This window comes from Paenarthrobacter sp. JL.01a (genome assembly GCF_025452095.1).
Classification (GTDB): Bacteria; Actinomycetota; Actinomycetes; order Actinomycetales; family Micrococcaceae; genus Arthrobacter.
The window spans coordinates 698,570-725,113 of the sequence record NZ_CP104877.1 but is presented as its reverse complement, the minus strand read 5'-3'; the positions used below and the strand labels follow the sequence as shown (position 1 = coordinate 725,113).

23 protein-coding genes and 1 tRNA gene are annotated in these 26,544 nt (G+C 65.2%); 13 read left to right on the top strand and 11 right to left on the bottom strand.

Annotated elements, in window-relative coordinates; genetic code table 11:
* Positions 1 to 35: 35 nt before the first annotated feature.
* The 3 genes from N5P29_RS03560 to N5P29_RS03550 are packed head-to-tail and all read left to right on the top strand — an operon-like array spanning position 36 to position 5,499.
* On the top strand, positions 36 to 1,391 hold the full coding sequence (locus N5P29_RS03560; RefSeq protein WP_262277291.1) for a glycosyltransferase: 1,356 nt from the start codon (positions 36 to 38) through the stop codon (positions 1,389 to 1,391).
* Positions 1,388 to 3,466 (top strand): glycosyltransferase family 39 protein, encoded by a 2,079-nt coding sequence (locus tag N5P29_RS03555; RefSeq protein WP_262277290.1) that lies wholly within the window; start codon positions 1,388 to 1,390, stop codon positions 3,464 to 3,466. Before N5P29_RS03560 ends, N5P29_RS03555 begins: the two co-directional genes overlap by 4 nt.
* A gap of 2 nt (positions 3,467 to 3,468) precedes the next feature.
* Positions 3,469 to 5,499: an ArnT family glycosyltransferase gene (locus N5P29_RS03550; RefSeq protein ID WP_262277289.1), complete on the top strand. Its 2,031-nt coding sequence runs from the start codon at positions 3,469 to 3,471 to the stop codon at positions 5,497 to 5,499.
* A gap of 46 nt (positions 5,500 to 5,545) precedes the next feature.
* Here N5P29_RS03550 and N5P29_RS03545 read toward each other — a convergent pair whose 3' ends face one another.
* The 6 genes from N5P29_RS03545 to upp form a co-directional block, all read right to left on the bottom strand.
* Positions 5,546 to 6,922: a type II toxin-antitoxin system HipA family toxin gene (locus N5P29_RS03545; RefSeq protein WP_262277288.1), complete on the bottom strand. Its 1,377-nt coding sequence runs from the start codon at positions 6,920 to 6,922 to the stop codon at positions 5,546 to 5,548.
* Entirely contained in the window at positions 6,922 to 7,206 is a 285-nt protein-coding gene (locus N5P29_RS03540; RefSeq protein ID WP_262277287.1) for a helix-turn-helix domain-containing protein, read from the bottom strand. The genes N5P29_RS03545 and N5P29_RS03540 overlap by 1 nt, the downstream gene beginning before the upstream one ends.
* A gap of 80 nt (positions 7,207 to 7,286) precedes the next feature.
* Positions 7,287 to 8,678, bottom strand: coding sequence for a pyridoxal phosphate-dependent decarboxylase family protein (locus tag N5P29_RS03535; protein ID WP_262277286.1), 1,392 nt, complete (start codon positions 8,676 to 8,678; stop codon positions 7,287 to 7,289).
* 67 nt (positions 8,679 to 8,745) lie between these two features.
* Positions 8,746 to 9,435 (bottom strand): HAD-IA family hydrolase, encoded by a 690-nt coding sequence (locus tag N5P29_RS03530; protein ID WP_262277285.1) that lies wholly within the window; start codon positions 9,433 to 9,435, stop codon positions 8,746 to 8,748.
* A gap of 32 nt (positions 9,436 to 9,467) precedes the next feature.
* Positions 9,468 to 9,845 carry a VOC family protein gene (locus tag N5P29_RS03525; protein WP_262277284.1) on the bottom strand — a complete coding sequence of 126 codons (378 nt, stop codon included), beginning with the start codon at positions 9,843 to 9,845 and terminating at the stop codon, positions 9,468 to 9,470.
* 682 nt (positions 9,846 to 10,527) lie between these two features.
* Positions 10,528 to 11,163: a uracil phosphoribosyltransferase gene (gene upp, locus N5P29_RS03520; protein WP_144661546.1), complete on the bottom strand. Its 636-nt coding sequence runs from the start codon at positions 11,161 to 11,163 to the stop codon at positions 10,528 to 10,530.
* Positions 11,164 to 11,185: 22 nt separating this feature from the next.
* Here upp and N5P29_RS03515 point away from each other — a divergent pair, with 22 nt between their 5' ends.
* Complete coding sequence (locus tag N5P29_RS03515; RefSeq protein WP_262277283.1) at positions 11,186 to 11,722, top strand: nucleoside deaminase; 537 nt, start codon at positions 11,186 to 11,188, stop codon at positions 11,720 to 11,722.
* A gap of 34 nt (positions 11,723 to 11,756) precedes the next feature.
* Here N5P29_RS03515 and N5P29_RS03510 read toward each other — a convergent pair whose 3' ends face one another.
* Genes N5P29_RS03510 through N5P29_RS03500 form a run of 3 tightly spaced genes read right to left on the bottom strand, consistent with a single transcriptional unit; the run spans position 11,757 to position 14,156 of the window.
* Positions 11,757 to 12,752, bottom strand: coding sequence for a glycosyltransferase family 4 protein (locus N5P29_RS03510; protein WP_262277282.1), 996 nt, complete (start codon positions 12,750 to 12,752; stop codon positions 11,757 to 11,759).
* The gene (locus N5P29_RS03505; protein ID WP_144661544.1) at positions 12,753 to 13,151 is read right to left on the bottom strand and encodes a 6-pyruvoyl trahydropterin synthase family protein; all 399 of its coding nucleotides are present in this window, start codon (positions 13,149 to 13,151) and stop codon (positions 12,753 to 12,755) included.
* A gap of 3 nt (positions 13,152 to 13,154) precedes the next feature.
* Positions 13,155 to 14,156, bottom strand: coding sequence for a zinc-dependent alcohol dehydrogenase (locus N5P29_RS03500; protein ID WP_262277281.1), 1,002 nt, complete (start codon positions 14,154 to 14,156; stop codon positions 13,155 to 13,157).
* A 137-nt stretch (positions 14,157 to 14,293) separates the two neighbouring features.
* Here N5P29_RS03500 and N5P29_RS03495 point away from each other — a divergent pair.
* Positions 14,294 to 14,383, top strand: a tRNA-Ser gene (locus tag N5P29_RS03495).
* Between the two features lie 127 nt (positions 14,384 to 14,510).
* Here the strand turns inward: N5P29_RS03495 and N5P29_RS03490 are convergent.
* Both N5P29_RS03490 and N5P29_RS03485 read right to left on the bottom strand, forming a co-directional pair.
* Positions 14,511 to 15,698: a type II toxin-antitoxin system HipA family toxin gene (locus tag N5P29_RS03490; protein ID WP_262277280.1), complete on the bottom strand. Its 1,188-nt coding sequence runs from the start codon at positions 15,696 to 15,698 to the stop codon at positions 14,511 to 14,513.
* The gene (locus N5P29_RS03485) at positions 15,691 to 15,894 is read right to left on the bottom strand and encodes a helix-turn-helix transcriptional regulator (RefSeq protein ID WP_064722601.1); all 204 of its coding nucleotides are present in this window, start codon (positions 15,892 to 15,894) and stop codon (positions 15,691 to 15,693) included. Before N5P29_RS03485 ends, N5P29_RS03490 begins: the two co-directional genes overlap by 8 nt.
* A gap of 245 nt (positions 15,895 to 16,139) precedes the next feature.
* Between N5P29_RS03485 and N5P29_RS03480 the strand changes: the two genes are divergently transcribed.
* The 8 genes from N5P29_RS03480 (at position 16,140) to N5P29_RS03445 (ending at position 26,402) form a co-directional block, all read left to right on the top strand.
* Positions 16,140 to 16,715 (top strand): SRPBCC family protein, encoded by a 576-nt coding sequence (locus N5P29_RS03480; protein ID WP_262277279.1) that lies wholly within the window; start codon positions 16,140 to 16,142, stop codon positions 16,713 to 16,715.
* A gap of 2 nt (positions 16,716 to 16,717) precedes the next feature.
* Entirely contained in the window at positions 16,718 to 17,125 is a 408-nt protein-coding gene (locus tag N5P29_RS03475; protein WP_262277278.1) for a hypothetical protein, read from the top strand.
* Positions 17,122 to 18,294 carry a cation:proton antiporter gene (locus N5P29_RS03470; RefSeq protein WP_262277277.1) on the top strand — a complete coding sequence of 391 codons (1,173 nt, stop codon included), beginning with the start codon at positions 17,122 to 17,124 and terminating at the stop codon, positions 18,292 to 18,294. The genes N5P29_RS03475 and N5P29_RS03470 overlap by 4 nt, the downstream gene beginning before the upstream one ends.
* 47 nt (positions 18,295 to 18,341) lie before the next feature.
* Complete coding sequence (locus N5P29_RS03465) at positions 18,342 to 18,962, top strand: hypothetical protein (protein WP_262277276.1); 621 nt, start codon at positions 18,342 to 18,344, stop codon at positions 18,960 to 18,962.
* Between the two features lie 98 nt (positions 18,963 to 19,060).
* Positions 19,061 to 19,798 (top strand): YcnI family copper-binding membrane protein, encoded by a 738-nt coding sequence (locus N5P29_RS03460; RefSeq protein WP_262277275.1) that lies wholly within the window; start codon positions 19,061 to 19,063, stop codon positions 19,796 to 19,798.
* A gap of 101 nt (positions 19,799 to 19,899) precedes the next feature.
* Positions 19,900 to 20,547: a DUF4232 domain-containing protein gene (locus tag N5P29_RS03455; protein ID WP_262277274.1), complete on the top strand. Its 648-nt coding sequence runs from the start codon at positions 19,900 to 19,902 to the stop codon at positions 20,545 to 20,547.
* A gap of 55 nt (positions 20,548 to 20,602) precedes the next feature.
* The gene (locus N5P29_RS03450; RefSeq protein ID WP_262277273.1) at positions 20,603 to 25,576 is read left to right on the top strand and encodes an Lhr family helicase; all 4,974 of its coding nucleotides are present in this window, start codon (positions 20,603 to 20,605) and stop codon (positions 25,574 to 25,576) included.
* A complete protein-coding gene (locus N5P29_RS03445) occupies positions 25,569 to 26,402 on the top strand; it encodes a DNA-formamidopyrimidine glycosylase family protein (protein ID WP_262277272.1) in 834 nt (277 codons plus the stop codon). Before N5P29_RS03450 ends, N5P29_RS03445 begins: the two co-directional genes overlap by 8 nt.
* Positions 26,403 to 26,544: the final 142 nt, after the last annotated feature.

Genomic DNA, 26,544 nt, shown 5'->3' with positions numbered 1-26,544 from the left:
AAAGCCCTCACAATCGGCGGCCCCACTGTGAATGCATGACGCTCATAGATCCCGCCACCAGTGCGCTGCCGAACCCCGCCCATGCGGGGAACTTCGCCGCTCCTGCCTTGCCCCACCGGCAGCCGCGGCGCTTTCCCGTGGACACGCGGACCTCAGTCCCTGTCCTGGACGTCACCATTCCCGTCCACAACGAAGAGACCGACCTCGAGGAATGCCTGCGCCGCCTGCACGGTCACCTGGTGGAGTCGTTCCCGCATACGTTCCGCATCACGGTGGCGGACAACGCCAGCACGGACAACACGCTGAAGATCGCCGAGCGTCTGGCCCGCGAGCTCCCCGAAATCGGCGTCATGCGCTTCGAGGAGAAGGGCCGGGGCAACGCCCTGCGCCAGGTCTGGCTCGCCTCGCCGTCCCCGGTGCTCGCCTACATGGATGTGGACCTTTCCACTGATCTGGCCGCCCTGGCGCCCCTGCTGGCTCCACTGATCTCCGGCCACTCAGACCTTGCCATCGGTACACGTCTGTCCCGCAACTCCCGAGTGGTCCGCGGGCCAAAACGCGAGTTCGTATCCCGCAGCTACAACGTCCTCCTGCATACGCTCATGGGGGCCCGGTTCTCCGATGCCCAGTGCGGCTTCAAGGCCATCCGGGCAGACGTCGCCCACAGGATCCTCCCCCACACCCTGGACAACGCCTGGTTCTTCGACACCGAACTCCTGGTCCTCGCCGAGCGCTGCGGCCTCCGTGTCCATGAAGTCCCCGTCGACTGGACGGACGATCCCAACTCAAGTGTCGACGTCGTACGAACCGCCGTGGCCGACCTCCGCGGAATGGCGCGCCTGACGCGCGACCTCGTCACCGGCCGGATCCCCATCCCGGAGCTGCGCGCGGCCCTGGCCCGCGGCCCGTTGCCGGCGTCGTCGCGAACCTCGGAAGCGACCCCACGCGCCAGCCTGTTCGGGCAACTGGTGCGCTTTGCTGTGATCGGCGCGGCGTCCACCGTCGCTTACCTGCTGATCTTCCTGCTGTGCCGGGGATTCATGGACCCGCAGCTCGCCAACTTCCTGGCCCTGATCGTGACCGCCGTCGCCAACACAGCGGCCAACCGGCGCTTCACGTTCGGCATCCAGGGCGGCAACCACGCCCGCCACCATTTCGAAGGCCTGATTGTTTTCAGCATCGGCCTGGCACTCACCTCGGGCGCGCTGGCCCTGGTGCACGGAACCACGACGCCGGACCGCTGGCTTGAGGTGGCAACCGTGGTTGGCGCGAACCTCGCCGCGACCGTGGCACGGTTCCTCCTGTTCCGCCTGTGGGTGTTTCGCCGCCCCACCAAACCCGCCCCTCAGCCCGAGGGTTCCGACAAGACCACAGAGGTGGCAGCGAAATGATCACAGCCCTTCAGCCAAGCCATGCCGTTGACGAACCCGTGACGTCCCCGGAGACAGCAACCCGCCTGAAGCGCCTCGCTTTCGGACAGCAACCACGCTGGGTACGTCCGTCCGCCGCCTCGCTTCTGGTGGGGACCGCGTTCCTCTATCTGTGGAACCTTGCCGCCACCGGGTACGGCAACTCCTTCTATGCAGCAGCTATCCAGGCAGGCACCAAGGACTGGACGGCACTCTTCTTCGGCTCCCTCGACTCCGGCAACGCGATCACGGTGGACAAGCCGCCGGCGTCCCTCTGGATTCCGGCCTTGGTGGGCAGGATCTTCGGCTTCTCCCCTACCAGCATGCTGGTTCCGGAGGCGCTCATGGGGGTCGCCGCCGTCGGGCTTCTGTACCTGACGGTCAAGCGCGTGTCCGGTCCCGCGGCAGGGCTCCTCGCCGGTGGCGCCCTGGCCCTGACACCCGTTGCTGCCCTGATGTTCCGCTTCAACAACCCCGACGCCATGCTGACCTTGTGCCTCGTGCTGGCCGCGTACCTGACGACCCGCGCCATTGAGAAGGCCGGCTGGAAATGGCTGGCCGCGGCCGGCGCAGTGGTGGGCCTGGCGTTCCTGAGCAAGATGCTCCAAGGGTTCCTGATCGTGCCGGGCCTTGCACTGGCCTATCTCTGGGCAGCTCCCACAACCCTGCGCAAGCGGATCCTGCACCTCGGTGCTGCGGGCGCGGGCATCGTTGCCGTGGCGGGTACCTACATCGCGATCTTCCAGCTGACTCCGGCCTCGGCCAGGCCCTATATGGCCGGCTCGGAGGGCAACAGTTTCCTGGAACTGACCTTCGGCTACAACGGGCTGGGGCGCATCACCGGCTCGGGTGAAGGCGGCGCAGGCGGCATGCCCGGGGGTTCCGGTGCGGGCGGCGGTCTGCCGGGCGGTGGCTTCGGGGGCGCCGGTGGTTTCGGTGGCGCTGGTGGCGGTGGCTTCGGTGGCGCGGCCGGCCTGGGCCGGATGTTCGGGACCAGCTTTGGGGGTGAAGTCTCCTGGCTCCTGCCTGCAGCGTTGATCCTGCTGGTGGCGGGGCTGTGGTTTACGCGCCGCGAAGCCCGCACGTCGCGAAGCCGCGCTGCCCTGCTGATGTGGGGCGGCTGGCTGATCGTCACGGCCGGCATCTTCAGCTTCATGAGCGGCATCGTCCACCCGTACTATGCGGTGGCCCTGGCACCTGCGATTGCCGCCCTTATCGGCATCGGATGCGTCGAACTCTGGCGCGGCCGGGCGTCGTGGATGCCCCGGATCGTGCTGGCAGTGGTGGTGCTGGGCAGTGCGCTGTGGTCCGCAGTGCTCCTGGGCCGGGACGCCTCATGGCTGCCGTGGCTGCGGATCGTCGTGGTGGTCCTTGGTGTCCTCGCCGCCGCCGCACTCCTGCTTCGTGTGGATCAACTGGGTGCCTCCAAGCTCAAGGGTGGCCTCCGACGGCTGCCCGCTGCCGCCGTCGTCGTGTTGTCGTTGCTCGCCGGAGGGCTGGGAACCGGGGCGTGGACAGTGGTTACTGCGGCGACTCCGCACTCGGGTTCCATTCCGACGTCGGGACCTGCCGGTGCGGCCAGCGGCGGCTTTGGCGCCCGGGCCGGACTGGACGGCAGGAACCGCGACTTTGGCGATGCGGAGAATGGCCTCGGCGGGACGACCGATCCGACAGCCAACGCCTTCCCGGGCGCCGGAGGATTCGGCGGCCCCGGCGGCGGGAGCACCGCGAACGCCGAGCTGACGGCACTGCTCAAATCCACCACCACCAAATGGTCGGCCATTGTCTCCGGAGCCACCCAGGCAGCCGACCTGGAACTCGCCACGAACACCAGCGTGATCGCCCTCGGCGGCTGGAACGGCGGCGACCCCTACCCCACTCTGGCCCAGTTCCAGGACATGGTGGACAAAGGCCAGATCAGCTACTTCATCTCCGGCGGCGGAATGGGTGGCGGTATGGGCGGCCGTGGCGGCAACTCCGAGGTCGCAGCCTGGGTAGCTGCCAACTACCAGGCCCAAACCGTCGGCAGTACCACCGTCTACAAGCTGGTGGGCTGACCATGACCACGTACTTCAAACCGCTGACTGAACCAGCGGGCCCGGCGAGCGCGGCACAAAGCCGCGTGGCTCCAGGAAGCCGGGCCGGACGTCGCAGCAACCGAAGCCCCGTCCGGTACCGCCTCGAACTCACGGCAGTCCTTGTGGGAACCGCAGTCCTGTACATCTGGGGCCTCGGAGCCTCCGGTTGGGCCAACGCGTTCTACTCCGCCGCAGCCCAGGCCGGCTCGCAGGACTGGACAGCGTGGTTCTTCGGCTCTTCCGACGCCGCCAATTCCATCACCGTGGACAAGCCTCCGGCGGCACTCTGGATCACTGGGCTGTCCGTCCGAATGTTCGGCCTGAGCTCCTGGAGCATCCTGGTTCCGCAGGCGTTGATGGGGGTGGCGACCGCGTGGATCATGTACCTGGCCATCCGCCGGGCAGCGCTCCCCGCCACGGACAACCTCCGCTTGGCGCACCGCGCCGGCCTCCTGGCCGCCGCGGTCCTGGCCCTCACGCCCGTTGCCACGCTCATGTTCCGCTTCAACAACCCGGACGCTTTGCTTGTCCTGCTGATGACCGCTGCTGGCTACGCGGTGGTCCGCTCCATCCAGGACCGGAAACTGCGATGGCTCATCCTTGCCGGGGTATTCCTTGGTTTTGGCTTCCTGGCCAAGCAACTGCAGGTCCTCCTGGTGGTACCGGGCTTCGCGCTCGCCTACCTTGTTTCGGCCCACCCCAAGCCCGGCAAGCGGGTACTCCACCTCCTGGCCGCAGGGGGCGCAATGGTGGCGTCGGCTGGTTGGTGGATTGCCGCCGTCGAACTTGTTCCCGCGAACCTGCGACCCTATATCGGCGGCTCACAGAACAACTCGATCCTGGAACTGACGTTTGGCTACAACGGCTTGGGCCGGCTCAACGGCGACGAGACCGGCAGTGTCGGCGGTGGCGGCAACGGGTGGGGCACCCCGGGCTTGCTGCGCATGTTCGGCACGGAGTTTGGTGGCCAGATCGCGTGGCTCATTCCGACCGCGCTCGTTCTTGGCGGTGCCCTCTTGTGGCTGGGCCGCCGCGCGCCGCGAACCGACGTGGTCAGGGCCTCGGTCCTTGTGTGGGGTTCGTGGCTGCTGGTGACCGGCCTGGTGTTCAGCTACATGCAGGGCATCATCCACCCCTACTACGCAGTGGCACTGGCTCCGGGAATTGCCGGGCTGGTTGGCCTGGGCGGTGTGCTGTTGTGGCAGCGGCGCCCGCAACTCCCTGTCGCCTTGCTCCTTGGGGCGTCACTGCTGGCCGCGGGGCTCACGGCCTTCGCCCTCCTGGGCCAAGCCCCGACGTTCCTTCCGTGGCTGCGGTGGGTGGTGATTCTTGGCACCGTGCTGCTGGCCACCGCCGTTGTCCTGACCGGCCGCTGGCGCCGGGCCTGGTTGACGCGTACGACGGCGGGCCTCGCCGTCGCTGTTGCCCTCGCCGCACCGCTGGCCTACTCAGTGGCGACCGCCGCCGTGCCGCACACGGGGGCAATCGTGAGCGCAGGTCCGGCCACGGCTGCGGGGTTCGGGCCCGGTTTCGGCCGCAACGGATCAGCGCAGGGTGTTCGGGGACCGGCCACACGGCAGGGCACGGGGCAGACGCTGGGCGGGCAGGGTTTTGGTGGCGGCGGTATTAATGGTGGCGGGCAAGGCGGAGCCATGGGCGGGCTGCTTGGTGCCACCACGCCGTCGTCCGAACTGGTGACCGCTCTCAAAGCCGACGCCGACAACTACACCTGGGCGGCCGCCGTCGTGGGTTCCAACAACGCGGCCGGCTACCAACTGGCCACCGGGCTGCCGGTCATGGCCGTTGGCGGGTTCAACGGAACGGACCCTTCACCGACCTTGGCGCAGTTCCAGCAGCTCGTGGCCGACGGGAAGGTCCACTACTTCATTGGAGGCCGCCTCATGCAGGGCAATGGCGGTTCGGATGCTTCCAGTGAGATCGCGGCTTGGGTGGCCGCGAACTATCAGGCGCAGACCATCGGCGGAACCACAGTGTACGAGCTCCGGGGCTAGGGGCTTGCACCTGACGTAGTCCGGGCCGTCTGACAGGGTGGGCCGCTCAGCTCCGTCGTCGGAAATGCCCCGGAATGATTTTCCCGCTACGCACGTGTTCGGGCACCCAGACGTGCCCATGCGATTGTCGGGGTTTCGACTCACTTGATGCGCCGATATCGATGACTGCCGGAGCGGGAGTCAAGGATGCTACACGCCTGCTGTTCTCACCTTCGAAGGCCCTAACCATGTAGTCCAGGGTTTCAGCATCAGCTCCGAGGCTGAGGGCCTCCTCCCGCCAGTGGGATACCGCTTCCGCGACGTGCTGCAGTCTTTCGATGGCCGAGTCCCGGGTCAACCGAAAAGCGTCGGCGAAGTCCAAGAGATCCCGAACGTCCCTATCGAACAGGCCACCGTGTGGAGTGAGCGGAGTTTCCGATGTCCCCACAGGCATCGGATTCACGTCAAACGACGGTGACAGACGCCAGCCTGTTCCAGTCCTTAGAAGTCCGTGGTTTCTCATGTGGTCATCGGTGTTGTTGACCATGGCTATAAAAGCTGCCCGGCTGAACAACTCGTTGGCGTCCTGAACTGGACTCGCAGATAGGTGTGCGACTTCCGAGGCAATTTTTACGTAATCGGGATGCGAGTATGTGTCCAACTGGAGCGCCGTTCGCACGCTCATGTAAGGAATGCGCCGGGAGCCGTCGCGGTCGAATCGCCGTGTGAGGAAAATGTGGGAAAACTCCGTCAGTGGCATGAGCCGCGACTCGGCGACAAGGATGCGTGCCCGCTGTTGGAGTCTGACAGCGACCATTTCCCACATTTGTACGTTGTTGATGTCCGATGTCTTCGGGAACTTAGCCAACAGCATTGACCCGTCATGGTCCCGTATCCAAGCCTTGGGCTGTGCACCGCCAGGAGAAGAACCGGCTCCCATGAGCAAAGAGTTCTCCTCTTTGACTTCACCGGTTTCAGAAAAGAGCCTGGCTTCATCAGCGAGAACTTTGAGGTCGCGGACCCGGGCCTCCCGACCCCACGACGACAGGAATTGGCCGTTCTCCCTGAACCGGAGCGCTCCCTGTCTCGTTTCATCATTGACCAGCAACAAGTAACCCGCCTCGCCCGTGGGCGGGATCCGGCGGGCACCGTCGGCGAGCGCCTTTTGGCGAAGTTCCTGGAACAGCAGCTTTTTACCCCAGTCGTCCGGGGCAGCATCCTGAAATGACCCGAATAGGTCCCGCCCCAGTGTGGGCGTCTGGGGACCACGACGCAGGGGGAGCTCTGGAGAAACTTCGAAAGCTTCCGCTGCCGATAACCAGCTGTCAGCGTATGTGAAAGAGATATGTTCGCGGGAAGAATGGCCGTCCGTTGCAACGTCCATCGTGCCCGCCAAGGCCTCGTTGACGAGTACTTCAATCTGCCTGATGTTTCGGACCGCCATTAGCTCCGCCTCGGGGCACGTTGCCTGTTCAGCAAATGCGCCCGTGCCTTGCCAAGGTCAGTATTCAGAGGATCGACAGCATTAATAAGATCATCAGCAACACCAAGTACTGACGCTACGGTCATCAGGTGCTCAACCTTTCCACCTTCACCCGCTTCAAGACGCATTAAGGTCTGTCGTGAGATGTCCGCACGTTCGGCAACAAGCTCTTGCGACAAGCCGAGAATGATTCTTCGGCTTCGGAGATTCTCCCCTAGACGCTGGGCGGCATCACTAAGAGTCATGTAGCTATTTTGGAGCATTAGAGCAGCTAATACAACAGAATAGCTACTTTATGCTCCAGCGGAGAGCTCGGCGAAGGCCTCTAATCTTCCGGCTCTGCCTCCACGGCACCCCGGACCGCCGCGATGGACGCGGCCACGTCTCCGGCATCCGTGGTCCAGTTGCTCACGGAAATCCTGAGGATCTCCCGGCCCCGCCAGGACGAGCCGGACATCCACACCGCGCCTTCGGCCATGAGACGTTGCGTGATCCTGTGGGTGCGGTCGTCGCTGCCGAAGCTCACGGAGACTTGGGTGAACACCACGTCGTTGAGGACTTCGACGCCGGGAATCGCAGCCAGGCCCTCCGCGAGCGCCCGCGCGTTTGCCGCCAGCCGCTCCACCATGGCGATCACCCCGGACCGGCCCAGTTGCCGCAAAGCAGCCCACACCGGGATGCCGCGTGCCCGCCGGGACATCTCAGGGACCTTCTCCAAAGGGTCACCCAGTCCCGTTTCGCTGGCAATCAAATAGCTGGTGTGGACGCTGAAGGCGCGGCGCAAGGATTCGGGGCGGGAGACGATCGCCAGTCCGCAGTCATATGGGACGTTGAGGGTCTTGTGGGCGTCGGTAGCCCAGGAGTCGGCCTCCTCTACACCGGCCAGCCGCTGCCTCAAAGTCGGGCTCACAGCAGCCCACAGACCGAAAGCACCATCGACATGGACCCACGCTCCACGGTCGTGGGCAACCGCGATTGCTTCTTCCATGGGATCGAAAGCGCCGGAGTGCAGGTTACCTGCCTGCAAACACACCAAGGACGGACCCGGCTGCTCATCCATGGCTGCTGCCAGGGCGTCGGGGAGGATACGGCCCTCGTGGTCAGCATCGACAGGAACGCAGGAACCCAAGCCAAGGTACCGCAGCGCAAGGTCCACTGCGGCGTGGCGTTCCCTGCCCGCGAAGGTGGTGATTCTCGGCCCGCCATTCAGGCCCAGCGACTCAAGGTCCCAGCCGGCTTCGTCCATCAGGTACTGCCGTCCCGCTGCCAGCCCCACGAAGTTGGCGGTGGTAGCGCCAGTGGTGAATCCGACGTCGGCTGTTGCGGGAAGGTGAAGAAGGTCCAGCAGCCAAGCAGCGGCCGATTCCTCGATGGCGGCTGCCGCCGGGGTGGCGAAGCGAAGCCCGGTGTTCTGGTCCCAGGCCGAGACGAGCCAGTCGGCGGCCATGGCCGCGGGCAGGGTGCCGCCCATGACCCACCCGAAGAAACGGCCAGACTGTATGGCCATGAGGCCAGGCTCAGCCAGAGCCGCAAGCTCATCCACTACCTCGGCGGCATCGGTGGCCTCATCAGGAAGGCGCTGCAGGATGCTGCCGGCTACTTGGTCGGCGTCGGATGAAGGGCGGACAGGACGAGTAGGCACTGACGTGAGCCAAGCACCGGCATGGACCATGGCCCGTTCCAATGCAGCCCCGTAAGCCTCCGGCATCGCAGACATGCGCACAGCGTACCTCCGGTTTTCCGGCGGGAACAGACCAGGCCGAACAGTACCGGGCCGAACCTTGCTAGAGGGTCAGCGTCAGGAGGTGGCCGCCGTCGTCATCCTTCACAGCGGTGACCGTCACCGCCGTGTAGTCCGGGATCCGCCACATGCCCTCTTCCAGTTCGCCGCCGGAGTCACCGACGACAACGGTGCGCATACCTGCCGCGCGCGCAGCGGCAATACCTGCGGGCGCGTCTTCAAAAACCACGACGTCGGCCGGTTCGGCTCCCAGCAGCGCCGCGGCTTTGAGATAGCCTTCCGGATGCGGCTTGCCCCGGGTGACGGATTCGGCGGTGACAGCGGTGGGCGGCATGGTCAGGCCGGCAGCCTTCATGCGGATCTCGGCCAGGACGCGGTCCGCGGAGGTGACCAGGGCGATCGCCTCATCCGGCAGACCCGCAAGCAGGGCCTCGGCACCGGGAAGCGCGATCACGCCGTGGGTCCTGGAACGCTCCATCTCGCCAAGTTCTGCGGTCAGCGCCTCAAGATCAGCGTCTGCGGGCGCGTAACGGCGGACAGTGTCCCCTGCCTGGACGCCGTGGGAGGTGCGAAGAATCTCGTCGTAGTCCAGCCCATAGCGTTCGGCGAACTCCAGCCACACCTGCTCGACGATGGCCGTCGAGTCCACCAACGTCCCGTCCATGTCGAAAAGGACGGCGCGGACGGTCAGCGCGGGTGGTTCGATGGCGGAATTCGCGGCGGGGTGGGTCATGGTTCCATCCTGCCGCACCTGGCGGGAGTTACTCACCCATTGGGTCGCTGCGGCAGATACTGGACCGCCCACTTGTTGCCATCCGGATCCGCGAAGTACACGAAGTGGCCCCAGTCCTGGATGTCGATGTCGCTGACGTCCACGCCGTTGGCTTTGAGTTGCTCGTGTGCTTTGTTGATGTCCGCCACTACGATCTGAAGCGACGGTGCCGTACCCGGAGGTGCGTCATTCAGGCCCTCGCCAATGGCGATGGAGCAGGCAGATCCTGGCGGGGTCAACTGCACGAAGCGGATGCCGTCCGTGGGACGCTCATCGTAATCGGCGTTGAAACCAACCTTGTTGACGTAGAAATCCTTCGCCCGGTCGACGTCGGACACAGGGACAAATACCAGTTCAAGTTTCCAGTCCATGCGCCACAGGCTAACGGCGCGGGGAGGAAACCGGTAGGGGTCTCGGATTTCGACAGCCTAAGCCGCCCTCCGCCGCCTCCTAACCCTGAATACGAGGGACATGAGGAAAGCGCATGCCAGGGCACCCAGGCCGCTGATGACAAGGAACTCGACCACGGGCGAATGCAAGACAGTGTCGTCAGTGAAAGCCCGGACGTGCGATACGGCGAAACCCATGGCTGTGTCCGGAAAAACCAACAGGGCGGCAGGGGCGCCGTAGCAAAACAGTGCACGAGACGCCAGTTGGATCGCTCCGATTGCGCTCGGTTTTCGTACAAGATACCGACAAACCGCAGCAGAGGCCCCTGTCCAGATGAGGAACCATAAGACATTCCCTAGGTGGGACCCGGACTCAAATGCCTGGTAAGACTCGAAGATGCCGAGACCGGAATACTGCGCGGACGTTACATAAACGGCGAAGGATCCCAAGGCCCACGGAAACAAGGCAGCTCCCAGCAGGACCCACTTGTGCACGGCCTGTCTTGGCATCGTCGAGTCCTCCCTTTGTTACCAGTTAACGATCACAGCACCATTGGCGTGAACCGGCACGCAAGCAACCTTCAGAACACGGCTATATGTGCGCCCATCGCAGTTACGACGAGCGCACCACAGTTATGACATAAGAAACGGGACCGTGTATTCCTTAGCCGGCCACGCCGTAGAGGCGGTCGCCGGCGTCGCCCAGGCCCGGCACGATGTACGACTTTTCGTTGAGCTTCTCATCAATCGAGGCCAGGACAATGTTCACGTTGGCGTCCGAAAGCTCTTCTTCCAGCTTGGCCAGCCCCTCAGGAGCGGCGAGCAGGCAGATGCAGGTGACGTCCGAGGCGCCGCGCTTGAAGAGGAACTTGATGGCCTCGCGCAGTGTGCCGCCGGTAGCGAGCATGGGGTCCAGGACAAAGATCTGGCGTCCCGTGAGGTCCTCGGGGAGGCGCTCGGCGTAGGTAATGATGTCCAGGGTTTCTTCGTCGCGGGCCATGCCCAGGAAGCCGACCTCTGCGGTGGGGACCAGTTTGGTCATGCCCTCCAGCATGCCCAACCCTGCGCGCAGGATGGGAACCACCAGCGGCGTGGGCTTGGTGAAAGCCGTGCCGATGGTCTTGGTGACCGGGGTCTCGATCTCGACCGGCTGCGTCTTGACCTCGCGGGTGGCTTCATAGGCCAGGAGGGTGACGAGTTCTTCAGTGAGTTGCCGGAAGACCGGTGAAGGAGTGTTCTTGTCCCGCAATACGGTGAGCTTGTGAGCGACCAGCGGGTGGTCCACGACGAATGTGCGCATCCCCCAAAACTATCATTGAGACATGAGCGCCACCGAGCCGTATCACGCAGATCACCTGGCCTGGATGGGGCTTGCCCTGGACGAGGCCAGGCTGGCGCTGGAAACGGACGATGTGCCGATCGGCGCAGTGGTGTTGGGGCCCGACGGCGGCGTGCTGGGTTCCGGACGCAACGAACGGGAAGCCCACGGGGACCCAACCGCCCATGCCGAGGTGGTGGCGATCCGCCAGGCGGCCGCTGCGCTGAGGCAGCGTGCCCTGGATGCCGGTGCTGAGGGCGATGGATGGCGGCTCGAGGACTGCACCTTGGTGGTGACCCTCGAGCCGTGCGCCATGTGTGCCGGTGCGATTGTGTTGGCCCGAATCCCCCGCGTTGTGTTTGGGGCGTGGGACGAGAAAGCCGGGGCAGCGGGTTCCGTGTTCGACATCCTCCGCGAGCGCCGCCTCAACCACTGGGTGGAGGTCTACGCAGGAGTCCGCGAGGACGAGTGCTCGGTACTTCTCAGGGACTTCTTCGCCGCACACCGGGTGCCCGGCTCTCCCCCGCGAGTTGGCACTTAATGACAATCCGGCGGCCCGGGATTGTCATTAACTGTCACTTCGGTGGAGCTTCCAAGGCGCCCAGCACAGTCCTGGCAGTGGATTCCCAGCCGGGAAGGTGGTCGCGGGCCTGAAGGGCGTTGTCCCGCCAGCGTTGCCGACGGGCGTTGTCCGTGAGCCAGGCCCGGAGTGTTCCCGCCAACGACCCTCCCGGATCCCACGCCGTTCCCGCGCCGGTGTCGCCCAGCGCTTCCACGGCACCGGTCCCCTGCCGCACAATCACCGGGATTCCGTGAGCAAAGGACTCCGTCACCACCATCCCAAACGACTCTGACTGCGAGATCAGCACACTCAGGTCCGCCCGATGCCACTGGTCCTGCAACGCCTGCCCGGTCAGTTCGCCCGTGACACGGATGCGGTCCTGCAGACCGTGATGTTCGACGGCGGCCCTCACCTCTGCCGCGTACGCCGGGTCGGCTTCCTCGGAACCGATGAGAGCGGCCGTCCAGGGCAGGTCCTTGACCTGGCTTAGGGCTTGGATCAAGAGTGTTTGACTCTTGTTCGGCAGGAGGGCCGCGACGGCCACGATGTGCTTGGGGTGGGAGCCTTCGCTGATGTCTGCCGGTTCCGCGCCCGGCGTGGCCACCACAATGTCCAACCGGCCGTGCCTTGCCCGCAATTCGGCTGCCGAGTGGGCACTCGGGCAGATGATCCCCGTCGCCGCTGCCAACGCCTTCGCCTCAAGCCCGGGATGGTCCGCCAACGCCATGTGCGAAAGGATCCACACCTTGGTCCCGGCCTGCACGGCGCCCGCAACCTCTTCCGGTGCGCCGCTCGCCACCAAGCCGTCGGCAATCACGGTAGTGCCGCCGTCGAGCGCTTCTTCGAACAGTTGCCGGTCCGTTGGGCTGCCCACCGGCCAATCGCCGTCGACCGTTACTGTCTCAACCATCGCGCCGAGGGTTGTCAGGTGTTCGGCGAGCTTGGCGTTGTACTTGTTGCCGCCGGAGCCGTGCCGGACGTTGCCGGGGACGAGGAAGCGGATGCGCACTTACTTGGCCGCGAGCTCCAGCGAGTAGCCCGCCCAGGCGTCGGGGTTCTCGCGGAGGACGACGTCGATACCAGCCAGCGCCGGTCCGTCCTCGGTGTCCTGGATCCGGGTGGCCATGGCGTCCGCAATGTGCTTGGCGAGGGCCTCGGTGGTGGAGAGCTTGCCCTTGAAAGCCGGGTGCTCGTCCAGGTTCTTGTAGTTCAGGTCTTCGAGGATTTCCTCCAGGATGCCGCCCGCGGCGCCGATGTCCAGGACGATCGCGTCGTTGTTGAGTTCACGACGCCGGAAGCTGACTTCGGCAACGAACGTGGCCCCGTGGAGGCCTTGGGCCGGGCCGAACGCTTCGCGGGGAAGGCTGTGGGCGATCATGAAGTGGCGTCGGACGGTCAGGCTGAACATGTATTAATCCTCCGGGTTTGGATACGCGACCACGTGGCAGAAACCGCCGGGCCGTTCGAACAATTTAACGAGCGTGCTGGGCAGGCTTTGGAACTGGCATTCGCTGGTCAGGAATGTGTCGAACAGCGGGTCTTTGAGCTGGGCGGCCGCTTCCTGCAAGCGCTGCGCGTTGGTCCGCCGGTGCCTGCGGGGCAGCGCCACCGCGCCCACCTGGCTGGAGCGGATGTTCAGCCTGCGGGCATGGAAATCCTCACCAAGCGGCAGGGTGACTTCCTTGTCAGCGAACCAGGAAAGCTCAATGACGTCGGAGTCATCGCCGGCCAGTTGCAGGCTCAGTTTGAGGCCGTCGTTGGAGGCGGAGCAGTGGAAGACGATGTCGTTGTCGTTGTCCGCGTTCCCAGGCTCGGCAAATTCGATGCCCAGCTTGTCGGCGAGGTTTCGCTTCTCCGGGTCCGCGTCCACCAGCTGCAGGCGGCTCAGGGGATACTTCCGCAGCAGTGTCGCCAGGACGCCGCCCACCAAGCCGCCACCGACGACGGCGACCCGGTCTCCCAGCCTCGGCCCGGCTTCCCAGATGGCATTGATGGCAACTTCGACGATGCCGGTCAGCACCGCACGGCGCGCGGGGACATCCGCGGGGATGGGCGTCAGCTGGCTCGTGGGGACGACGTAGAAGTCCTGATGCGGGTGGAGGCTGAAGATGGTCTTGCCGATCCATTCCTCAGGTCCCTGTTCGACGACGCCGACGCTCAGGTAGCCGTACTTGACCGGGCCGGGGAACTCCCCTTCCTGGTGCGGGGCCTGCATCAGATCGGCCACGCGTTCGGGAACACGGCCCTCGTGAACCACCCGTTCAGTGCCCCGGCTGACCCCGGAGTACAGGGTCCTGACCAGGGCTTCTTCTTCTTTGGGGTTCTCAATGGCTTCGGGGCGCAGTTCACCATCGCCGGACTTGGTGACCCAGTAGGCGGTGGCTTGGTGTACGTGCTCGCGAGGAATAGTCATGGTACTTATGAATCTAGTGGCGGGGCGCTTCGGATGGAAGTTGGCGCTGTTTCGTGGGTGATTTCGGGGTGTCCGCGCTGGCGTGTTGGGGTCTCGTTTTGGGGAACCGGGTCCAACTCCGGTACCCTATTTCAGTTGGTGACGTGTCCGAGCGGCCGAAGGTGCAACACTCGAAATGTTGTTTGGTGTAAAAGCCAACGTGGGTTCAAATCCCACCGTCACCGCCAATGAGAACCCCCGGGAAACCGGGGGTTCTCTGCATTTTCAAGAGCCCCACGGTGGATTCATTGCGCAGTTGCGACTACGCCTGAACGCCAATTCACACGCGACACGATTGGCGGGCCGTGAACAAGGTCAAGGCGTCAGCTCGGCGCGGCGGAACCGAAGCTCGCGCAGGGTTCCGTTCAGGGGCGAGCCGGTGAAAGGCAGCTCCTCGAGCTTGATGGCCGATGCTGTCGCGAGGGCTGTGGCGTTGGCTGCGGCCGCCGCCCGCTGAGGCAAGCCGATGGCGGCGGCAAACTCGCGCCAGTGTCTCGCCCTCAGCCCCTTGGCCCTTCCACTGACAGGGAGAGCCATGGTGTCATCTCCGTAGAGGAGCGTGCACGGGATGTCATAGATCGGCGCCACCGCCCGCCCACCCTTCGGACGACCCAGAACTGAAACGTTCTTCGCGTGCAGGTCGCCGTTGCCGGTAAGCCAGGCGAACACGAACTGCAGATAGAGGTTCCGCACGGCCACCGGCCTGGCCTTGCACAATCCCGCCAAGGCCATAACGACATCCTCGGAGCTGACAGCGTACTTGGATGCCGGCGGAAGATTCATGACCTGCGCAGCGTCCTCCAGAGGCAACCGCCGGACGTCACCGCCGTCGTTCTGGATTCGGTCAAACCGCTCCACGAGCAGTCCGTGCAGACCCAACCGGTCGCGGACCACGTTGTGGGCCGCGACGGGGATCTTCAGGGCCTTGGCCCCAGCCAGGTGCGCCGCCTCATTGACCACAAGCTGCCGGTGCAGTGGCGGGTCCAGCTTGAGCAGGTACCGGCGGCCTGCCAGCGCGAGCGGGGTGGTGAGCATCGAGGCGCTGGCCTTGCTCTGGACACCTGGCAGTCCGTGCAGGTCCACGGCCTCGGCCAAGGAGGCAAAGTCGAGGTCTTCAGGCCTGGACGCGTCGGCCAGGGATTCGGGCTCCAGCGGCGGCTGTCCCGCTGGGACGATCTGGACGTCGCCGGGAACATCGGCGCCGACGGCCAACAGAAGGCTGAGCTCGTCCGCCAGGCTCGTCTTGACGGCATCCTTGAGGACGGTCAGGCGGTGGCCTTCGGGCAAGAGACCGGCGAAAAAGGCCGGCAGCGCACCGTTCGGGGATTCGACCGGATCAGGCGCGAAAGGCAGCGTACTTGCGACGGGACTGGCTGCGTACTCCGGGACGTAGCCGAAGACCACACTGCCGCGCTGCGTGCGTTCCAAGTGGCCGGCCAGTACCCCCGATTTGTAGACATCCGCCTTTCGGACGAACTTCAGCCGGGCCAGATCCTCAGCCATCAATGGTCCCCAGTCGCAGGCCCACAGCATTGGCCGCCGCGACAACCGTCTGCAGCGATGGGTTACCCGTCCCCGTTTCAATGGCGTGGACAGTACGAGCGGACGTGCCAATCAGATCCGCGAGAGTGCCCTGCGTGATACCGGCGACCTTCCGGGCATTCCTGATGTTCACACCAATAGCCTTGACGTCATCCATTAGCTGACCGTTTCTGAAATATGTTGCTGATTTGGCTAGCACCGCCTCCTACGGTGCCCGATATGAAGAGATTACGCAACATATTTCCGAAACGCTGTCGTTGCTCACCTCGCAGCCCCTCCCTGGACGAAATCGGCAACATACTTCCGGTTTTCAACCTCGTAGTGACACCCGCAGCAGCGCGGTACATTATTCACGGATGCCGCAATGACACCCTCGGAGCCGCACGGACGGTGGAGGCAACAATGGCCGGGTCGACCAGCAAGACAGGCAAAAGTACCGACTACGAATTCGTCACTGTCTGGCGCGTGGCGGGGACGCGTGAGGAAGTAGTGGACGTCCTTGGAGATGCCGTGACGCTGAAACAGTGGTGGCCGTCGGTCTACCTGAACGTTACGAGAATAACCCCGGGCGGCCCCGATGGAGTGGGCGCTTCCTTCGACCTCCACACCAAAGGCTGGCTCCCCTACACCTTGCGTTGGCGGCTCACTGTCACGGAACCGGTGACCCTGGATGGCTTCGCACTCACAGCCGTTGGCGACCTGAACGGCATGGGGCGCTGGACCCTCGCAACGGATGGCCCTGAAACAGTCATCACCTACGACTGGCGGGTCAGCACAGCCAAACCCCTCCTTCGCAGGCTGAGTTGGCTCCTCAAACCTGCGTTCTCGGCGAACCACCACTGGGCCATGGCCCGAGGTGAGGAAAGCCTGAAACTTGAGCTCCGGCGTCGTAGGTCCACCACAGATCGGGGCAGCGTTCCGGCCCCACCGGGTCCCACCTTCACCTCGCGGCGCAAACAAACGCAGGAAGGACGTTGACGATGCCCGAGGCCTCCAGGAACAGCGTCCTCTGGCTGCCCGAACCCGAGGAACAGGACTACCCGGCCGCGGCGGACTACCTGTCCTTCCTCGGGTCTGACCATGTGGTGAACCAACTGGTGGATGCCCTGCGGAACGAGAGGATCGTGCATAGGAAAGCCAAAGATATTCTCCGCGCTTCCCGGCTGACCCTGCTGCCGGAGGACAACGCCCACGTGGCATCGGACCGGCGCAAGATCCGCAGCGGCAAAAGGCTTTCACCTGTGCTCATGGTGCGCGGGGACCTGTCCCGTGGCATCCCGGCCCAGATTGTCGATGGGTACCACCGCGTCTGTGCCAGCTACTACACGGACGAGAACACTGACATCCCGCTCAAATTGGCGGACCTCCCGCCCGAGCAAAACAGGTGACATTCCTTCAGCTCTCCCTGATTTCCGCAGTGGCCCTCCTGGGGCCACTATTGGCGTTGCCCCGGAAATGGCATCTGCCGGTAGTCCTTGGCCAACTGCTGGCGGGAATCCTCATCGGACGCACAGGACTGAAACTGGTGGATCCAGGGGATCCAACCTTCACGTTGCTGGCTGATGTCGGCTTTGCCTTGATCATGTTCGTCGCCGGGACCCACGTCCCCGTCCGTGACAAGGCGATCCGGGCGGCCCTGGGTGGTGGTGCGGCGAGAGCTGGAGCAGCAGCTGCGTTGGCGGTGGCAACAGGCATAGGTATCGCTGCCATTTTCGGGACTGGCCATGCACCGTTGTACATTGTGCTGCTGGCGTCGTCTTCCGCGGCCTTGGTGCTGCCGATCGTGGACTCCCTGAGGCTCGGCGGTCCCAAGGTTCTGACAATGATTGCGCAGGTGGCCATCGCTGATATCGCGTGCATCGTTGCCCTGCCTCTGGCCGTCGATCCGCCCAACGCGGGACGTGCAGCCCTGGGTGCGGTCGCGGTCGCGGCATGCGCACTGATCCTGTTCTTCGTCCTTCGCGCCTTGGAGCGCAGGGGCACACGGGACCGTTTGCATGATGTTTCCGAAGACCGGAAGTTTGCCCTCGAGCTCCGGATCCAACTGGCGTTGTTGTTTGCCTTGGCGGGACTGGCCGTCCTCGGCCACGTCTCCGTGATGCTGGCAGGATTCTCCTTCGGCCTGGCCGTGGCGGCAGTAGGCGAACCGAGGCGGCTTGCCCACCAGCTTTTCGCCGTCAGCGACGGTTTCCTGGGCCCCGTCTTCTTCGTTTGGCTCGGGGCGTCCCTGAACCTGAACGACCTCGCCGCCGATCCACGGATGATCCTGCTGGGCCTGAGCCTGGGCGTCGGCACACTGGTGGTCCACTCTGCAATGCGCGTCCTGGGTCAGCCCTTCCCCTTGGCCGTCCTCTCGGCATCGCAGCTGGGAGTCCCCGTGGCGGCGACCACCATCGGATCCCAACTGCACCTGCTGCAGCCCGGCGAAGGCGCGGCCATGATCCTTGGCGCGCTCATCACCATTGCAGCCAGTGCCGTGGCAGGGTCCCGGGCCGCTACTGCGCAGGAAGCCGTAACCAACCCATCCGGGACTGGACCGGCACCGAACTCCCGATAGAATCAAGACGCCTCAACAAGCCAACGCGACAAGAAAAGGGAGGAACCGTGCGCACTTCACAGCCCCGGGCACCCTTCCACGCGTTGCGGTCCGGCGCCATAGCGTTGGTCATCGTGGCCTTGGCGGCCGGCGCCCACGTGGTCGGCGGCGGTTTGCTGCCCATGGCCCCGGTCCTGTTGGCACTGCTGGCCCTCACGGCGTTGGCCACCACGTTGGCAACCCGGTTCAAGCTGAACCTTGTCACCATGGCAGCACTCCTGGGCGCAGGGCAGCTTGCACTCCACGAGGCCTTCACCGCGCTCGGACCCGTAGCCGCCGGCACACCCGGAGCAGCGCACCACCTCGGCAACGAGCCACTGAATCCGGCCCTGCACACAGTCACTGAACACACCCACGAGGTTGGCACCACCGTGGGCGTCCTGATGCTGCTTGCCCACATCGCGGCCACGCTTGGATCTTCGATCCTTCTGGCCAAGGGTGAGGACGCCCTGTGGCAGCTTGCCGCCTGGCTGCGCCCGCTGGTCGCCCTGCCCACGTTGCTCTTCAGGCCCGACGCCGGTGCCTCGCCTGTCGCACTTGGCGCACCTGACGTCTTTATCCCCCGCCCCTGGCGGAACCTTAGGCAAGACAGCCGCCGCGGCCCGCCCGCCGTCGTCGTTCTTACCTAGTTCCGCCCGGCACCAACGCTGCAAAAGCCTTTGCACGGTGACGGGCTTCAAACCCGTACCCCGCGCCGCCTCAGAAGGCGCACCCGAAAGGCAATCCCATGAAGAAGTCCACGCTCCGCCGTACCCTCTCAGCTACCGCCGTCGCCGGCGGAACCGCAGCCCTGATGATGGCCGGAATCGCCGGTGCCTCGGCCCACGTCTCGGTCGATCCGAACAAGACGGCGGCAAACTCCTACGCCCTGTTGACCTTCAGTGTTCCCCACGGCTGCGGCACGTCCGGCACCACCAAAGTGGCCATCAGCCTGCCCGAAGAACTGACGGATGCAACCCCCACTGTGAACCCGAACTGGACCGTGGAAAAGGTGACCGAAAACCTCGCCGAGCCCAAGAAGCTGGAGGATGGCACGTCCATCACCAAGCGGACCAGCCAGATCGTGTACACGGCCAAGGCCCCGCTGGATCCGCACATGCGCGATGCACTGGTCCTTTCGGTGAAGCTGCCGGACTCTGCTGGCAAGACCATCTACTTCCCCACGTACCAGACCTGCGAAACGGGCAAGACGGATTGGATCGAAATCCCCAAGGACGGCCAGAGCGAGGACGACCTGAAGTCGCCGGCTCCGGCCATCGCCATCACCCCGGCAGCAGCAGCGGGTGACCACCACGCGGCATCCACCGAGTCCACGGAGCAGGCAGCAGCAGTAACCGACGACGGCTCGCAGGCCCGTAGCTGGGCCGGCCTGATCGCCGGTATCGCGGGCCTCGGCCTGGGCGGTGCGGCGTTCTTCCGCAGCCGCTCGGCGAAGCCTGCTGCCGTGAAGGCAGAGACGAAGTAACAGCGCAGGTGGCGCCCGGAAGATCACGATCCGGGCGCCAATCCGCGCTGTAACCCGTGGCTGAATTGACTAGGGCCACCGCCGGGGCAAGGCTGGTGCCCATGTGGACTCAGCGCATCAAAACCGGTCTTGTGACGACGACGGCGGCCGCCTCGCTGCTGCTCCTGGCAGCTTGTGGGCCAAGCCCCAGCCCTGCGGACTCGAGCAGTGCCCCGCCAACATCTTCCACTCCTTCAGCGCCCGCGACGTCGGCTTCCCCGTCTGCGTCGGCCACCACGACGCCCTCGCAGACTTCCACGCCCACAGCCACCACTGAGCCACCGGCAGCAGTGGGACAATGCAAGGCCGGCTCGCTGACCGCGGCCACCGATTCCACCGGCGGCGGCGCTGCCGGAAGTGTCTACGAAAAGTTGATCCTGACGAACTCGGGGACGGCCCCCTGCGTTATCGAGGGTTTCGCGGGAGTTTCCCTGACGGCTGACGCGAACGGTGAGCCAATCGGCGAACCCGCAACGCGCGAGTCCACAACCCCCGTCACCAAGATTGAGTTGGCTCCGGGCAAGGCCGCCTGGGCTGAAATCCGCTACACGCAGGCCGGCAACTACGGTGATTGCACCAAGGTCCCCGCGGCTGGCTTCCGCATCTACCCGCCCAACGACACGGCATCTCTGTTCGTCGCCGAGCCGCACGACGCCTGCAGCAACGCCGGCATCAAGCTGCTGACCGTCACCGCTTTCCAGGCTGTTTGATCCCGCCCCCACGGTTCCGGCTTATTCTGTCGGAGCCGTGGGGCATGATGGATGAATGCAGGAGCCGCAGGCGCCCGATGGCGCCATCAGCCGTTTCAGCCAGGCAACCAGGGAATGGTTCCTCGGCGCTTTTTCCGAGCCCACACCCGCCCAGGATGGTGCCTGGAACGCGATCTCCTCGGGTTCGCACGCGTTGGTCGTGGCGCCAACAGGCTCCGGCAAAACGCTCGCGGCCTTCCTATGGGCCCTGGACAGGCTGCACTCCACCCCAGCTGACACGCTCCCTGGCCTTGAGTCCGTGCCTGCCAACGGCAAAGGGCGGGCCAAGCGCCCCAAAACCAAAACCCGCGTCCTGTATATCTCGCCTCTCAAGGCGTTGGGTGTCGACGTCGAACGGAACCTTCGTTCGCCGCTGATCGGCATCACGCAAACGGCAAAGCGTTTGGGCCTTCCGGCACCTCTGGTGACGGTCGGTGTCCGCTCGGGAGATACGACGGCGGCTGATCGCCGAACGCTGCTGACCAACCCTCCGGACATCCTCATCACCACTCCGGAATCACTCTTCCTGATGCTGACCTCCCGTGCCCGGGAAACGCTCAGCGAGGTGGACACCATCATCATCGACGAGGTGCACGCGGTCGCGGGCACCAAACGTGGTGCCCACCTGGCGGTTTCACTGGAACGCCTGGACGCTTTGCTGCCGAAGCCTGCCCAACGGATCGGACTTTCAGCCACGGTCCAGCCCCGGGAGTTGGTGGCACAGTTCCTGGCCGGCCAAGCTCCCGTGGAGATCGTCGCGCCCCCGTCCAAAAAGAACTGGAACCTCACGGTCACTGTGCCTGTGGAGGACATGTCGGACCTGCAGGGTGCGGCCGGCGGTTTCGATTCCGGCCCGGCGTCCGGACTCCAGCCGCAGGCGTCCATCTGGCCACACGTAGAGGAACAGATCGTGGATCTGGTCCTTTCCAAGCAATCCACGATTGTCTTCGCCAACTCCCGCCGGCTCTCCGAGCGCCTGACGGCCCGGCTCAACGAAATTTACGCCGAACGACAGCTGATGGCTGTAGGCGGAAGCGAATGGGGGGCCTCTGAAGAGAACCCGGCTGTTCCGGCTTCCACGGCAACCCCGGCACACATGATGGCGCAGGCCGGCAGCACCACCGGGGCAGATCCGGTTCTTGCCCGCGCCCACCACGGCTCCGTCTCCAAAGACCAGCGGGCCATGATCGAGGACGACCTCAAGTCCGGCCGCTTGCGTTGCGTCGTAGCCACCTCATCCCTGGAACTCGGCATCGACATGGGCGCCGTCGACCTTGTGATCCAGGTGGAATCACCACCCTCGGTAGCCAGCGGCCTGCAGCGCGTGGGACGTGCCGGACACCAAGTCGGCGAGATCTCCGAAGGCGTGCTGTTCCCCAAGCACCGCGCAGACCTCCTGCACACCAGCGTCACCGTGGAACGCATGCTCAGCGGCCAGATCGAGCGGTTGAGCATTCCGGCCAACCCCTTGGACATTTTGGCCCAGCAAACGGTGGCCGCCACGGCTCTGGGCAGCATCGACGTCGAAGAATGGTTCGCCACCGTGCGTCGCTCCGCTCCCTTCGCGAGCCTTCCGCGCTCCGCGTTTGAGGCCACGTTGGACCTGTTGGCCGGACGCTACCCCTCCGACGAGTTCGCTGAACTGCGTCCACGGATCATCTGGGACAGGCACGCCGGAACCATCGAGGGACGGCCCGGTGCCCAACGCCTTGCTGTGACCTCCGGCGGTACCATCCCGGACCGCGGCCTTTTCGGCGTGTACATCATCGGCACGGAAGTCGAGGGCTCGTCCTCTCCAGCCAGCGGGGACGGCAGCGAACCCACGGCATCCGCCCGCGCGGCGAAGGGCGGCCGCCGCGTTGGCGAGCTTGACGAAGAAATGGTGTACGAATCCCGGGTAGGCGATGTGTTCGCCCTTGGCGCCACCAGCTGGAAGATCGAGGACATCACCCACGATCGCGTGCTGGTCTCCCCCGCTTTCGGCCAGCCCGGCAAGCTCCCCTTCTGGAAGGGGGATTCCCTGGGCCGTCCCGTCGACCTCGGTAAGGCCCTGGGTGCGTTCATCCGGGAACTGTCAGCGGCAGATGAGGCACCCGCCATGGAACGCTGCCAAGCCAGCGGCCTGGACGCCTTCGCAGCCAGCAACCTCCTGCAATACCTCAGGGAACAAAAAGAAGCCACGGAGATCGTCCCGAGCGACCGGACCCTGGTAGTCGAGCGTTTCCACGATGAACTCGGCGACTGGCGGGTGGTGCTCCACAGCCCCTTCGGCATGCCTGTCCACGCACCGTGGGCACTCGCCGTCGGACAACGCCTGCAACAGCGCTATGGCCTGGACGGTTCCGCCATGGCAGCTGACGACGGGATCGTTTTGCGCGTGCCCATGATGGAGGACGAGCCACCGGGGGCCGAGCTGTTCCTCTTTGACCCCGAAGAACTCGAGCAGATCGTCACAGCCGAGGTTGGCGGCAGCGCGATGTTCGCTTCGAGGTTCCGTGAATGCGCTGCCAGGGCCCTCCTCCTCCCCCGCCAGAATCCAGCGAAACGGCAGCCCTTGTGGCAGCAACGCCAGCGCTCAGCACAGTTGCTGGACGTCGCCAAGAAGTACCCTTCGTTTCCCATCGTGCTTGAAGCTGTGCGTGAATGCTTGCAGGATGTGTACGATCTTCCGGCTTTGAAAGACATTGCCTCATCGGTGGAACGCCGGGAACTGCGGATCGTGGAAACCACCACCCAGCAGCCCTCCCCCTTCGCAAAGTCACTCCTGTTCGGCTACGTGGCCCAGTTCCTATACGAGGGCGACTCCCCGCTGGCCGAACGCCGGGCGGCTGCCTTGGCCCTGGACTCCACCTTGCTCAACGAACTCCTGGGCCGCGTGGAACTCCGGGAACTCCTGGACGCTGCAGTCATCGACTCCACCGCAATGGAACTGCAACGGCTCGCCCCGGACCGCCGTGTCCGTGGGATGGAAGGCGTCGCTGATCTCCTTCGCCTGCTGGGCCCGCTCAGTGTTGAGGAAGTAGCGGAACGGCTCCAGGGGACAGAGCAAGCGGAAGCAGCCGCCCCGCTGGCCGCGTTGGATCAGCCGGTCGACCCCGACTCACCGGATTACGCAGAGGAAACGCCGTCTGTCGCGCCACACGGCACTGCCGCTGAAGCTACTGCCCACCTCGTTGCCCTGCACAAAGCCAACCGCGCGCTTAAGGTGACCATTGGCGGCGTCGAACGCTATGCGGCAGTGGAAGACGCCGCCCGACTCCGCGACGCCATCGGTGTTCCGCTCCCTATGGGCGTTCCCCTGGCGTTCATCGAACCGGTGAACGATCCCCTGGGCGACCTCGTTTCCCGCTACGCCCGTACCCACGGGCCGTTCACGGCAGCGGAGGCTGCGGCGCGGCTGGGACTGGGCGTCGCCGTCGTCAATACCGCCCTGAAGCGCCTGGCCGGGGATGGCCGCGTGGTGGAAGGCGAGTTCCGGCCCCACGCTGTCGCAGAGCAGCCCGCTGAAGACCCAACTGCAGAGCTCATGAGCCTTGACGCTCCGCCGTCCAGCGAGTGGTGCGATGCCGAAGTGCTGAGGAAGCTGCGGCGTCGCTCCCTTGCCGCGCTGCGGGCCGAGGTGGAGCCGGTTGACACCGCAGCCTATGGCCGGTTCCTCCCGGCATGGCAGAACGTGACCGCCCCGGGGAAGTCCAGAAGCCAGGCGCTGCGCGGGCTCGACGGCATCATCACGGCAGTGGACCAACTCTCGGGGGTACCAATTCCGGCGTCGGCGTGGGAGCCGTTGGTGTTGGCAAGCCGGGTGGCCGACTACAAGCCCGCCATGCTCGACGAACTCATGGCCGCCGGCGAGCTCCTATGGTCCGGGGCCGGATCCTTGCCCGGCAACGATGGCTGGATCAGCCTCCACGTGGCCGACTCCGCCGAGCTGACCCTCAACCCGGACCCCGAGTTCGAACCCGGGGATGCCCAGCAGCGGCTCCTTGAGCACTTCAGCGCCGGGGGTGGGTACTTCTTCCGGCAGCTCACCGAGGTGGCAGGGGGCATGGATGCGGTGCTCAGTGACGATGCCGTCGTCACCGCGCTGTGGGATCTGGTGTGGGCGGGGCGGGTCACCGGAGACACCTTTGCTCCCGTCCGTGCCATGATCTCCGGCGGCAAGACGGCCCACCGGCAGGTCGCCAAGGCTCCACGGGCAAGGGCTCCGCGGATGAGCAGGCTCGGCCGCTCACACGGGACCGGGTTGCTTGGGTCACCGGGCCTCACCGGCGGACGCTACGGTTCGGTATCGGGTGGCATCGCGCCCGCGCCGCCGTCCGCCGTCGGCCGTTGGTCTGCCTTGCCCGCGCCGGAGCTGGACCCCACCATCCACGCCCGGGGCACCGCCGAACTGTTGCTCGACAGATACGGCGTAGTGACCCGTGGATCCGTGATGGCGGAGAACATCCTTGGTGGCTTCGGCTTGATGTACAAGGTCCTGGCCCGGCTGGAGGAAGCAGGCAGGTGCCGCCGCGGTTACTTCATCGAACACCTTGGAGCGGCACAGTTCGCCGTTCCGGCAACTGTGGACCGGCTCAGGTCTTTCACGGAGGATGCGCGCATAGCAAAGGCGGAACCCGTCGCCCTGGCACTCGCGGCAACAGATCCAGCCAACCCCTACGGTGCCGCGCTCCCCTGGCCCGCACTGGCTGTCGACGCCGGTTCGGGGCATCGTCCCGGGCGGAAGGCGGGGGCGTTGGTGGTTATGGTCGACGGCGCCCTGGCCCTTTACGTCGAACGCGGCGGCAAGACGCTGCTCACCTTCAACCAGGACGAGGGCGTGCTGGCAGTAGCTGCCCAGGCCTTGGTTGATGTGGTGCGTCGCGGTGCCGTGGACAAGCTTTTCATGGAGAAGGTCAACGGCCACGACCTCCTGGACACTCCCGTTGCTGCTGCGCTGGCGGCCGCGGGTGCTTACTCAACCCCGAAGGGACTACGGATCCGTGCCTGAAGGCGATTCAATCTGGCGGGCTGCCCACAGACTGCACGAGGCCTTGGCAGGCCAGGTCATCACAGCTTCCGACTTCCGCGTGCCCCGCTTCGCCACACTGGATCTCGCGGGCTGGACCATGGCCGGAGTGGTTCCCAGGGGCAAGCACCTGCTCATGCGCTTGACCGGTCCGGAGGACACCGGGCCCGGAGCCAGCCGGAAACCCCGCGCACTGACCATCCACTCGCACCTCAAGATGGAGGGCAACTGGATGATCTATCCGCCGGGAGGCCGCTGGACCAAGCCCGGGCACACGGCCCGCTGTGTCCTTCGCACGTCGACTGCTGATGCTGTGGGGTTCTCCTTGGGCATCCTGGAAGTAGTGCCCACAGCGGATGAAGACAAGATCGTTGGACACCTCGGACCGGACCTCCTTGGACCGGACTGGGACGAGGAGGAGGCACTGCGCAGGCTGAAGGCAGAGCCGGACGTTACTGTTGGGTTCGCCCTGCTCGATCAGCGGAAACTTGCCGGGATCGGCAACATCTACCGCTGCGACTCATGCTTCTTGTCCGGCGTTCATCCTGCCCTGCCAGTGGGCCAAGTTCCTGATCTGACCAAGATCGTCCGGGATGCCAAACGCCTCTTGGGCGAAAACCTCGGCCCGGGACGCCGGACCACGCTGGGTCCACGTGCCCTGCGCCCCGGTTACTGGGTTTACGGCCGGGAGCGTCAACCTTGCAGGCGCTGCGGAGCCACGATCCGGCGCGGCCTGCTCGCGGGACCCGACGGCACGGAAGAACGCGATATCTACTTCTGCCCGCGCTGCCAGCCGGCCCCGAGCTGAGCCGGTCCTCGTGGCTGCAATGATCCCCGCAGCTGCGACAGCCAGTTGAAACCGCGGCCCGGCCGGGTACTGGATCTTCGTCCGGCCGGGCACAACGGTAACCGCCGCGACGGCGACGCGCGCCCGGCGCAAGGTCCCGTCG